Annotated in this window: 2 protein-coding genes; both read left to right on the top strand. The window is 74.1% G+C overall.

Going from position 1 to position 12228, the window contains the following annotated elements:
* The first annotated feature begins 5 nt into the window (after positions 1–5).
* A complete protein-coding gene (locus tag Q9R47_RS06320; protein ID WP_311232358.1) occupies positions 6–8003 on the top strand; it encodes a non-ribosomal peptide synthetase in 7998 nt (2665 codons plus the stop codon).
* Positions 8004–8008: 5 nt separating this feature from the next.
* Positions 8009–12139, top strand: coding sequence for an amino acid adenylation domain-containing protein (locus tag Q9R47_RS06325; RefSeq protein ID WP_311232359.1), 4131 nt, complete (start codon positions 8009–8011; stop codon positions 12137–12139).
* Positions 12140–12228: the final 89 nt, after the last annotated feature.

A 12228-nucleotide genomic window follows, 5' to 3' on the forward strand; every position in this document is an offset into this window, starting at 1 on the left:
GCGACATGGATGCACTTCTTCCCCAGGTCCGGATGGCCCGGCGCTTCCTGCGGCTGACCGATGCGCAGCGCCGCGCGGCCTACGCGAAGATGCAGGCCGAGGGCTTGGCGATGGACCAGTTCCCGATCCTGCCGCGCGAAGGGGCAGTGGGCGAGGGCGATACCGGCCAGGCCCCGCTGTCGTATGCGCAGATGCGCCAGTGGTTCCTGTGGCAGATGGAGCCGCAGGGCTCGGCCTACCACATCACCGGCGCATTCGTGCTGCGGGGCGACCTCGACGTGCCCGCGCTGGAGGCCGCGTGGCGCGACGTGATCGGCCTGCATCCCGCGCTGCGCACCGTGTTCCGCGCCGATGCCGCGGGGCACCCTCTGCAGCGGGTACTGCCTTCCCTGCCGTTCGCGGTCCACCGCATCGATCTGGCGGACCTGCCGGAACCCGAGCGCCACGCCCGCGCCGAGGCTGCCGCCCGTTCCTGCTGCGAGACGCCCTTCGATCTCGGCGACGGCCCGCTGCTGCGGGTGGCGCTGCTGCGCATGGGCGCGGCGGAGCACCGGCTCGTGGTCGCCATGCACCACATCGTGTCCGACGGATGGTCGCTGCGCGTGCTGGTCGAATCCTTCGCCGACCGCTACCGCGCACGCCGCGCGGGCGAAGGCGGGGCGGAGGGCAGCGCGGAGGCCGCCCCCGCGCAGCCTGCGGGCACGGTGCAGTACACCGACTATGCCCTCTGGCAGCGCCAATGGATGGAGGCGGGTGAAAAGGACCGGCAGCTCGCGGTCTGGCGCGCCCGGCTGGGAGGCGAGCAGCCCGTGCTGCAGCTTCCCGCGGAGCACCCGCGCCGCGCCGATGGCCGCTACCGCGCGGCCATGCATGCCTGGGATCTGCCCGCAGACCGCGCGCGGGCCTTGCGCACCGCGGCCCAGGCACGCGGCCTCACGCCGTTCATGGCGCTGCTCGCGGCCTTCCAGGTGGCCCTGCACCGCTGGAGCGGCCAGCAGGACGTGCGCGTGGGCGTGCCGGTCGCCAACCGCGGGCGCATCGAAACCGAAGGCCTCGTGGGCCTGTTCGTGAACACCCAGGTGCTGCGCCTGCCATTGAACGGCCGCATGCCGCTGTCCACTGCGTTGGACTCCGTGCGCGACGCGGCCCTGGAGGCGCAGGCCCACCAGGACCTGCCCTTCGACCAGCTCGTCGAGGCCCTGCAGCCCGGCCGCAGCCTGGCCGCGCCGCCGCTCTTCCAGGTGATGTTCAACTACCAGCAGCACGACCACCGTGCGCTCGATCGGCTGCCGGGGCTGGCGCTGCAGCGCTGGGACATCCCGGGCCAGACGGCGCAGTTCGAGCTGATCCTGGGTGCGGTGGAGGACGGGCAGGGCGGCATGCGGCTGGAATTCCACTACGCGCGCGAGCTGTTCGGTGCCCGCACGGTGCGCCGCATGGCCGGCCACTACGAGGCGCTGCTCGCGGCCGTGCAGCAGGTGCTGGAAGGCATGGCCGACCCGTGCGTGGGCGACGTGCCCCTGCTGGCCGACGGCGAGGCGCGCGAGCTGCGCGCATGGGGCGAATGCCCGCGCGGCGAACCGTATGCCGAGCCCGTGCACCGCCGGTTCGAGCGCATGGCGCTGCAGCAACCCGATGCGGTGGCCGTGGAAGCCGGCGATGCCGCCTGGAGCTACCGCGCGCTGGACCGCCGTGCCAACCACCTCGCCCACCGCCTGGCGGCCCTGGGCGCGGGGCCGGAACGCCGCATCGGCATCGCCCTGTCGCGCTCGCCGGAACTGGTGGCCGGGCTGCTGGCCGTCCTCAAGACCGGCGCGGCCTTCGTGCCGCTGGACCCGGCCTATCCCGCCGACCGCCTCGCCCACATGGCGCGCGACAGCGGCATGGCGCTGCTGCTCACCGAACGCGCCCTCGTCGGGTGCATCCCGGTGCCGCCGGGTGTGCCCTGCATCGCCTGCGAGGACGAGCCCGGTGCCTGCGATGCCGGTCCCTCTGCGCCGGTCGGCCCGCGCCAACTGGCCTACGTGATTTATACCTCCGGCTCCACCGGCCTGCCCAAGGGCGTGCTCGTGGAGCACGGGCCGTTCGCGGCGCACTGCGTGGACACGGCGGCCTGCTACGAAATGGGGCCGGGCACGCGCGAGCTGCACTTCCTCTCGTTCGCCTTCGACGGCGCGCACGAGCGGCTGTTCACCGCGCTCGGCTGCGGCGCCGCCGTCGTGCTGCGGGACGATGCGCTCTGGACGGCCGAAGACACCCTGCAGGCCCTGCGCACGCGCGGGATCACGCATGCCGGCTTCCCGCCCGCCTACCTGGCGCAGGTGGCCGATTGGGCCGCACGCGCGGGCGGCGAGGCTCCCGCCATGGAGCTGATCTCCTTCGGCGGCGAGGCGATGCCGCGCGGCGGCTTCGACGCCGTGCGCCGGCACCTGCGGCCGCGCCTGCTGATCAACGGCTACGGTCCCACCGAGGCGGTCGTCACGCCGATGCTCTGGAAGGTGGACGCCCTGGCGTCGTTCACCGAGGCCTATGCGCCCATCGGCCAGCCGATGCCGGGCCGCACGGCCTACGTGCTGGATGCCGACCTGCAGCCCGTGCCGCGCCACATGCCCGGCGAGCTGTACCTGGGCGGCACGGGCCTGGCGCGCGGCTACGGGGGGCGGCCGGGGCTCACGGCGGAGCGCTTCGTGGCCGATCCGTTCGGGGCCGGCGGGGGGCGCCTCTACCGCACGGGCGACCGGGTGCGCTGGCGCGAGGACGGCCAGCTCGAATACCTGGGCCGCACCGACCACCAGGTGAAGGTGCGGGGCTTCCGCATCGAGCCGGGCGAGATCGAATCCGCATTGCGCGCCGCGCCGGGCGTGGGCGAAGCCGTGGTGGTGGCCCGCGAGACCGCACAGGGCACGCGGCTCGCGGCCTATGTGGCCCCGGGCGCGGCACCCCTGCCCGGTGACGCACTGGACGAGGCCGCGCTGCGCGCGCACCTGGAGCGCAGCCTGCCGGATTACATGGTGCCTTCGGCCATCGTCGTGATGGAGCGCCTGCCCACCGGCCCGGGCGGCAAGGTGGACCGCAAGGCGCTGCCGGAACCCGCAGAGGCCCTGCCTGCGCAGGCGGGCGGGGCGCCGCGCGGCGAAGCCGAGCAGGCGATCGGCCGCGTCTGGTGCGAGGTGCTGGGCCGTGCCGGCGTGGGCCGCGACGACAACTTCTTCGAACTGGGCGGCGATTCGATCCTGAGCCTGCAGATCGTGGCCCGGCTGCGGCTGGCCGGCTGGCGCGCCACGCCGCGGCAGCTGTTCGAACGGCAGACCATCGCCCGGCTCGCAGCCGTCGTGGAGCGCCTCCCTTCCGGCGGCGAAGCCCGCGCTGCAGGCCCGGCGCAGGGCGAGGTGCCGTTGTTGCCCTTCCAGCGCGACTTCTTCGCCATGCCGATGCCGGCCCGCCACCACTGGAACCAGGCGGTGCTGCTGCGCAGCCCCGAGCCTTTGCAGGCACACGCCCTGCGCGGTGCATTGCGCGCCGTGGCGGAGCGGCACGACGCCCTGCGCCTGCGCTTCACGCGGCAGACAGGCACCGGGGGCGCTGCGGGCGAGGCGTGGACGCAGCGCTATGCGGACGCTGCCACGGCTTGGCATGAGTGGGACGACGTGCTGTGGGTGCGCGCTGCCGACGGCCCCGCGCAGCTCAGTGCGCTGTGCGAGCAGGCGCAGTGCAGCCTCGACCTGGAGCACGGCCCGCTGCTGCGCGCCGTGGCCGTCTCCCTGCCGGGCGGGGATGCGCGGCTGCTGCTCGTCATCCACCATCTCGTCGTGGACGGGGTGTCGTGGCGCATCCTGCTGGACGATCTGCAGCAGGCCTACGCCCGTGGCCTCGCGGGCATCCCGGCCGCGCTGCCGCCGGCCTCCAGCGGCATCGCCGATTGGGCGGCCGTGCTGCAGCGCTATGGGCAGGAGCATGCCGACGAACTCGCGCACTGGACCGCCCTGGCCGGGAGCCCTTCGCAGCTGCCCTGCGCACGCCCCGAAGGCCCGCGCACGGTGGCCCACCAGCAGACCGTGTCCTTCCGGTTGGACCGCGCCGCCACCGAGGCGTTCCTCGCGCACGCGCCCGCCGCCTACCGGACCCAGGCCAACGACCTGCTGCTCACGGCCCTGGCGCGCGCGCTGTGCCGCTGGAGCGGCCAGGAACGCATGCTGGTGGACATCGAAGGCCATGGCCGCGAAGACCTCGATCCCGCGGTGGATCTGTCGCGCACCGTGGGCTGGTTCACCTCGCTCTACCCGGTGGCGCTCGATGCACGCGGCCCGCTGCGCGACGCCGTGCGCCGCGTGAAGGAAGCCCTGCGCGCCGTGCCGCGGCGCGGCGTGGGCTACGGCGCGCTGCGCCACTTCGGCACGCCGGCCCAGCGCGGAGCCCTGCAGGCCTTGCCGCGCGCGCAGGTGGTGTTCAACTACCTCGGCCAATTCGACGACAGGCCGCAGGACGGTACCGCGGGCGGCTGGACGCTCGCGCCCGAGCCCTCCGGCGCGGGCGTGGATGCCGGTGCCCCGCTGCTGCACGAGTTCACGGTCAACAGCCGCGTGCTCGCGGGCGCGCTGTCGGTGGACGTGCTCTTCAGCGGCGCGCGCCACGATGCCGCCGCCGTGCGCGGCTGGATGGCCGAATGCGAACGGGAGCTGCGGGCGCTGATCGGCCACTGCGCGCAGGCGCCGCAGGGCGCCACGCCCTCGGACTTCCCGCTCGCGGGGCTGGACCAGCCCGGCCTGGACGCGCTCGCGCTGGACTGGGCGCGCGTGGAAGACCTGTACCCGCTGTCGCCGCTGCAGGCGGGACTGGCCTTCCAGTGCCTGCTCGATCCGGCATCGCCCGCCTACACCAACCAGCTGCGGCTGGATTTCGAAGACCTGGACGCACCGCGGCTGCGCGCGGCCTGGGCCGCGGTGTTCGACCGGCACGACGTGCTGCGCAGCGGCGTGCTCGCGCAGGGCGGCCGGCCGCTGCAGTGGGTGGAGCGTGCCCCCGCGCTGCCGTGGCACGAGGAGGACGCCCGCGGTGCCGGCGAGGGCCTGCAGGCACGGCTGGACGCCCGGGCGGCCGGTGAACTCGCTCGCGGCTTCGACCTGGCGGCGCCGCCGCTCACGCGCTTCGTGCTGCTGCGCACGGGGCCGCGCAGCCACCATTTCATCTGGACGCTGCACCACGTGCTGCTGGACGGCTGGAGCACGTCCCGCGTGCTGGCCGAGGTGCTGGCCCACTACGGCGGCGCGGCCCGGCCCGCAGCGCCGCAGCGCTACGCGGCCTACATCGGCTGGCTGCAGTCGCGCGATGCGGCGGCCGACGAGGCCTGGTGGCGTGCCGCGCTGCAGGATGTGGAGGAGCCGACCCGCCTCGTCGAGGCCCTGCCCGTGTCCCGCGCGGCCACGGGGGCGGGCACGCCGGCCGAGCCTGCGCGCGCACTGCGCAGCTTCGACGCCATGGCCACGCGGCGGCTGCAGGACTTCTGCCAGCGCGAACGCGTCACGCTCAACACGCTGGTGCAGGCGGCATGGGCACTGCTGCTGCAGCGGCACACGGGGCAGGGCACCGTGGTGTTCGGCACCACCGTGGCCGGCCGGCCCGCCGAATTGCCCGACGCGGAGCGCATGGTCGGCCTGTTCATCAACACCCTGCCGATGGCCTGCACGCCCGAGCCGGGCCAGCCGGTGGGCGACTGGCTGCGGGCCCTGCAGGCGCAGGCCCTGGGGCTGCGCGAGCACGAGCACACGCCGCTCTACGACGTGCAGCGCTGGGCCCGGGCGGAAGGCAGCACGGGCCTGTTCGACACGCTGCTGGTCTTCGAGAACTACCCCGTGGACGAGGCCCTGGGCCGGGAGCTGCCCGGCGGCCTGCAGGCCCGCGTGGCCGCGCAGCGCGAGGAAACGCATTACCCCGTCACCGTGGTGGCCCTGCTGGAGCCCGTGCTGACGCTGCAGCTGCGGCACGACCCGTCGCGGCTTTTGCCCGAAGCCGGCGAAGCACTGGCCGACCGGCTCGCGCACCTGCTGCAGGCGCTGGCGCAGGATGCAGCGGCCCCCGTGGGCGCCGTGCGCATGCTCGGCAGCACGGAGCGCGCCGCGCTGCAGGCCTGGGCCATCAACGGCGAGCGGCTGGATGCGCCCGAGCCGGTGCACCGCCAGTTCGAAGTGATTGCACACCGCCATCCGGACGCGCCCGCGCTGGTCCATGGCGACGTCTGCCTCAGCTACGCGGAACTCGACCGCCGCGCGGACCGGCTGGCCCGCCGGCTGCGCGCGGGGGGCGTGGGGCCGGAGACGCTGGTGGGCGTCGCGCTGCACCGCGGCGTGGAGATGGTGGTGGCGCTGCTCGGCGTGATGAAGGCCGGCGCGGCCTATGTGCCGCTGGACCCGGAGCTGCCGCGGGAGCGCATCGCCTTCATGGTGGATGACTGCGCACCGGTGCTGGCCCTGGCCGGCGCCGACACCGTGCCGCTGCTGCCCGCAGGCCTGCCGGTGCTGCAACTGCCGCTCGATGAAACATCGCACGAAGCGGAAGCGGCCGAACAGGGCCCCGACGAGCGCCATGCTGCGTGGCGTCCGGCGCTGCATCCGGAAAGCCTCGCCTACGTGATCTACACCTCCGGCTCCACCGGCCGTCCCAAGGGCGCGGGCAACCGCCACGGCGCGCTCGCCAACCGCATCGCCTGGATGCAGCAGGCCTACCGCATCGGCCCGGGCGACACGGTTCTGCAGAAGACACCCTTCGGCTTCGACGTGTCGGTGTGGGAGTTCTTCTGGCCGCTGGCCGTGGGCGCGCGCCTGGCGATGGCCCCTCCCGGCGCGCACCGCGAGCCGCGGCAACTGCAGGAACTGATCCAGCGGCACGGCGTGACCACGATCCACTTCGTGCCTTCGATGCTGCAGGCCTTCCTCGCCCATGCGGACCTCGGCGCCTGCACGGGCCTGCGGCACATCGTGTGCTCCGGCGAGGCGCTGCCCGAGCCGCCCGTGCGGCAGGTGTTCGAGCGGCTCGGCCCCGTGGGCCTGCACAACCTCTACGGGCCGACCGAGGCGGCGATCGACGTCACCCACTGGACGTGCGCGCCGCACGATGCGGGCCCGGTGCCCATCGGCCGCCCGATCGCCGGCCTGCACACGCACGTGTTGGACGCTTCGCTTGCGCCCGTGCCCGCGGGCGTGGCCGGCGAGCTGTACCTGGGCGGCGCGGGGCTGGCCCGCGGCTATGCCGGCCAGCCGGGGCTGACGGCCGAGCGCTTCGTGGCCGATCCGTTCGGGGAAGGCGGCCGCCTCTACCGCACGGGCGACCTGGTGCGCTGGCGCGACGATGGAGCCCTGGAATACCTGGGCCGCCTGGACCACCAGGTGAAGATCCGCGGCCTGCGCATCGAACTCGGCGAGATCGAGGCCGCGCTGCTGGAGCAGCCGGGTGTGCGCGAGGCCGTCGCGGTCGCCGCGCCCGCGGTGCCGGGCGGTGCGCTGTCGCTGGCGGCCTGGTGCAGCGCGCATCCGGGCACGGTGCTGGAGCCGGAGGCTCTGCGCGCCGCGCTGGCGCGCCGCCTGCCGGAGCACATGGTGCCGGCGCGCATCGCCGTGCTGGACGCACTGCCGCTCAACGCCAACGGCAAGGTGGACCGCAAGGCCTTGCCCGCGCTGCAGGCCCCGCAGGCGCCGCACCACGAGCCGCCGCAGGGCGACACCGAGGCCGCGCTGGCGTGCATCTGGGCCGCGGTGCTCCAGCAGGACGTGTCGCGCTTCGGACGGCAGGACCACTTTTTCCAGTGCGGCGGCGACTCTCTCGCGCTGCTTTCGGTGCAGGCGCAGGTGCACCGCCAATGGGGCCTGCAGCTGCCGCTGCGGGCGTTTTTCGAGAACCCCGTGCTGGCCGCGATGGCCGCCCGGGTGGACGCCGAGCATCGGCCGTCCGCCGACGGCGAGGCGGCCGACGTGCTGCGCATGGCCGCGCTGCTGGACGCGCTGGAGGCATGAACGCCATGGACCTGGACACACACCGCATCGCGGAGCGCTTCGCGCAACTGCCGCCCGACAAGCAGCGCATCTTCCTGCAGGCCCTGCAGGGCCAGGGCGTGGACTTCGCCCGCCTGCCGATCGTCCCGCTCCAGGATCGATCCAAGGCGATGGCCTCGCACGCCCAGTGGCGGCAGTGGTTCCTCTGGCAGATGGACCGGGGCAGCGCGGCCTACCACATCATGGGCGCGCTGCGGCTGGAGGGCACGGTGGACGAGCCGGCGCTCGCGGACAGCATCGACGGCCTGCTGGAGCGGCACGAATCCCTGCGCACCGTCTTCCAGGCCACGGAGGACGGGCTCTGCGTGCCGCGCATCCTGCCCGCAGCGCCGGGCGGCTGGGCGTTCCTGCGCGCCGACGTCTCGGCCAGCGGGCCGGAAGCCGCGCAGGAGCAGGCCGATGCCGAGGCCCGGCGGATCAGCGCGCTGCCCTTCGACCTGGAGCACGGCCCGCTGCTGCGCGTGGGCCTCATCCGCATGGGGCCTGCTACGCACCTGCTGGTGGTGGCGATGCACCACATCGTCTCCGACGGCTGGTCGATGCGCCTCTTCGTCGAAGACCTGCTGGTGCTCTACGGCGCCCGGCTGCGCGGCGAGCCGGCCCCGCTGGCACCGCTTCCGCTGGCCTATGCCGACTACGCCACCTGGCAGCGCCACTGGCTGGACGCGGGCGAGCGCGAACGGCAACTGGCCTACTGGACCGAGCGGCTGGGCGGTGCCACGCCCGTGCTGGAGCTGCCCGCCGATCGGCCGCGCCGACCCGGTGCGCGCGCGGCCGCGGCGCGGCACGCCGCACAATTGCCTGCGGAGGTGGTGCGCCCCTTGCGGGACCTCGCCCACACCACCGGCACGACGCTGTTCACCGTGCTGCTGGCGGGCTTCCAGGTGCTGCTGCACCGGCTCACCGGCGAGAGCGACATCCGTGTCGGCGTGCCCGTGGCCAACCGCCACCGGCCGGAGATCGACCGGGTCATCGGCCTGTGCGTGAACACCCAGGTGCAGCGCAACCGGGTGGACGGCCGGGCCCCGCTCTCCGCCGTGCTCGCGGCCGCCCGCGAATCCGTGCTGGATGCGCAGGCCTGCCCGGACCTGCCTTTCGAGCAGCTCGTGGAGGCGCTCTGCCCCGAACGCGCGGCCGGCGTGAACCCGCTGTTCCAGGTCATGCTGGACCACGCACCGGCCCGCACCGTGGACATCTCCCGGCTGCCCGGCCTCGTCGCCCGCGAGCATGCACTGGACATACCCGAGGCGCAGTTCGACCTGGTGCTGGGCACGCGCGAGGCGCCGGACGGCGGCCTGCAGGTGCAGTTCGTGTACCCCGGGGACCGCTTCCTGCCGGAGACCATGGCGCGCTTCGCGCAGGCCTACGCCGCGATCCTGCGGGCTTTGGCCGAAGACCCGCAATGCGCCGTGGGCGACGTGCCCATCCTCGGCGTGCAGGAGGCGGCAGCCCTGCAGCGCTGGAGCGCCAACCCCTGCGAAGAGCCGCACGATGAGCCCGTGCACGCCGCCATCGCCCGCCAGGCGCGCGAGCGGCCCGGCGCGGCGGCGCTGCTCTTCGGCGACGACGTGCTGGACTATGCGGCGCTCGATGCCCGCGCCAGCCGCCTCGCCCACCGCCTGCGCGCGCTCGGCGTGGGGCGGGATGCCCGCGTGGGCATCTGCATGGAGCGCAGCATCGGCATGGTGGTCGCCTGGCTCGCGGTCTTGAAGGCGGGCGGCGCCTACCTGCCGCTCGATCCCGACTACCCGTCCCAGCGCCTGGCCTACATGGTGGAGGACAGCGGCGTGCGCTGGGTGCTGGAGCACGGCGCCACGCGCGGCCTGCTGCCGCAGGCCGATGGCGTGCTCCGGGTGGACCTCGACATGCTCGATCTCTCCGCGGAGCCGGCCACCGACCCGGCCGTGCCCGTGCACGGCGAGAACCTCGCCTACGTGATCTACACCTCCGGCTCCACCGGCCGGCCGAAGGGCGCGGCCATCCGGCATGCGGCCCTCGCCAGCTGCATGGCCTGGATGCAGCGCACCTATGCGCTCGCGCCGCACGACGCGGTGCTGCACAAGGCGCCGTTCGGTTTCGACGTGTCGGTCTGGGAGATGTTCTGGCCGCTCACCGTCGGCGCCCGGCTCGTGGTGGCCCGCCCCGGCGACCAGCGCGATCCCGAGCGCATCGCCGAGCTGATCGAGCGCCACGGCGTGACCACGCTGAACTTCGTGCCGTCGATGCTGCAGGCCTTCCTCGCGCACCCCGGCATCGAAGCGCGCACCGGGTTGCGCCACATCATCTGCGGCGGCGAAGCGATGCCCGTGCAGACGCAGCGCGAGGCATTGCGGCGCCTGCGCGGCGCGACGCTGCAGAACCTCTACGGCCCGACCGAAACCACCATCCACGTCACGCAGTGGACCTGCCGCGACGACGGCCGCAACGCCGTGCCGATCGGCCACTCGGTGAGCGGCACGCAGGCCCACGTGCTCGATGCCCAGCTCCACCCGGTGCCCATCGGCGTGCCGGGCGAGCTCTACATCGGCGGCATCAGCCTGGCGCGCGGCTACCTGAACCGCCCGGGGCTGACGGCCGAGCGCTTCGTCGCCGATCCGCGGGGCGGGCGCGGCGGGCGGCTCTACCGCACGGGCGACCTCGTGCGCTGGAGCGCGCAGGGCCACATCGAATACCTCGGCCGCATCGACCACCAGGTGAAGATCCGCGGGCTGCGCCTGGAACTGGGCGAGATCGAGGCGCGGATCGGCGCCCACCCCGGGGTGCGCGAAGCCGTGGTGGTGGCGCAGGGCCACGGCGCGGGCGCGCGGCTGGTGGCCTACCTGGTGCCGCGCGAAGGCTGCACGGTCGAACCCGCGGCACTGCGGCGCGGCCTGGAAGCGGCGCTGCCCGACTACATGGTGCCGCGCGACGTGGTGGTGATGGAGGCGCTGCCCCTGAGCGCCAACGGCAAGGTCGAGCGGCAGGCCCTGCCGCCACCGCAGGAGCCGTCCGCCACCGCCGCACACGGCCTGCCGGACGAGCCGGTGGCGCGCGCGCTCGCCGGCCTGTGGCAGGAGGTGCTGCAGGTGCCGGCGGTGGGCGGGCACGACAACTTCTTCGAGCGGGGCGGCGATTCGCTGCTCAGCCTGCAGCTGCTGGCCCGCATCCGCAAGGCGTTTCCCCATGCGGACCGCTTCGGCCTGGCCGACGTCATGCAGTCCGCGGACCTGCTCGACATGGCACGGCGGCTGCACGCCGTGCCGGAAGCGCCGTCCCACGACGCCGTCTGCCTGCAGGCGGAGGGCGACGGCGTGCCGCTCTTCTGCCTGCCGGGGCTGCTGGTCGGCACGCGTGAATTCCTGCCGCTCGCGCAGGCGCTGGCCGGCAGCCGGCCGGTGTTCGGCTTCGTGAGCCATGTCCACACGCGCCACCGCTGGCAGGGTTTCGACATCCCCGCACTGGCGGCGCGCTATGCGGATTTCATCGCGGCGAATGCACCCGAGGGGCGCTGCGCGCTGCTGGGCTGGTCCATCGGAGGGGAACTCGCCTGGGAGGTGGCGCGCCAGCTGCAGTGCCGGCCCCAGGGCCCGGTGCAGGTGGTGCACTGCACGATGGTGGACGTGTTCGAGGGTGAGCCGCTGGCCTCCACGCGCGTGCTGACCCCGGAGGAGCGCGAGCGTGCGGACGAGGCCCTGGCACGGTGGCTGGAGCGGTCGGCGATGCGCGCGCACTGGGATGCGCTGCTCGCGCGCATGTCGGCGGCAGAGCGGGCCTGGGTGGCGGAACGCATGCTGGAGGGCACCGGGGCCTTCCCGCTCGATTTCATCGAAGGCGGCGAGGGCGGCATGCCGCGCGAATTGCAGCTCTGGGCCACGCTGGACAGCCGCATGCGGCAGGCCCGCATGCACTTCGGCGTGCAGGATCTGGCGGTGCACGCCGTGCAGGCGCAGGCCTCGCTGCACCGCACGCCGGCGCTGCGCGACTGGCGGGCCCATGCGCGCGTGGTGGCCCACGACGTCATCGGAGGGGCGGACCACCTTTCCGTGATCCGCCACCCGGAGTTCTGCGAGCGCCTGCGCGCGCAGCTCGACGCGCTGGAAGCGGCCGTCGCGCTGTGATCCCAACCGGGGAGCCCCACCCGGCGCCCCGCACGCAAAAAAGCCGGACGCAACGCGTCCGGCTTCGTTTTTGGGAAAGACACCTGCCG

Origin of the sequence: Acidovorax sp. PRC11 (assembly GCF_031844105.1) — a bacterium.
Classification (GTDB): domain Bacteria; phylum Pseudomonadota; class Gammaproteobacteria; order Burkholderiales; family Burkholderiaceae_C; genus Paracidovorax.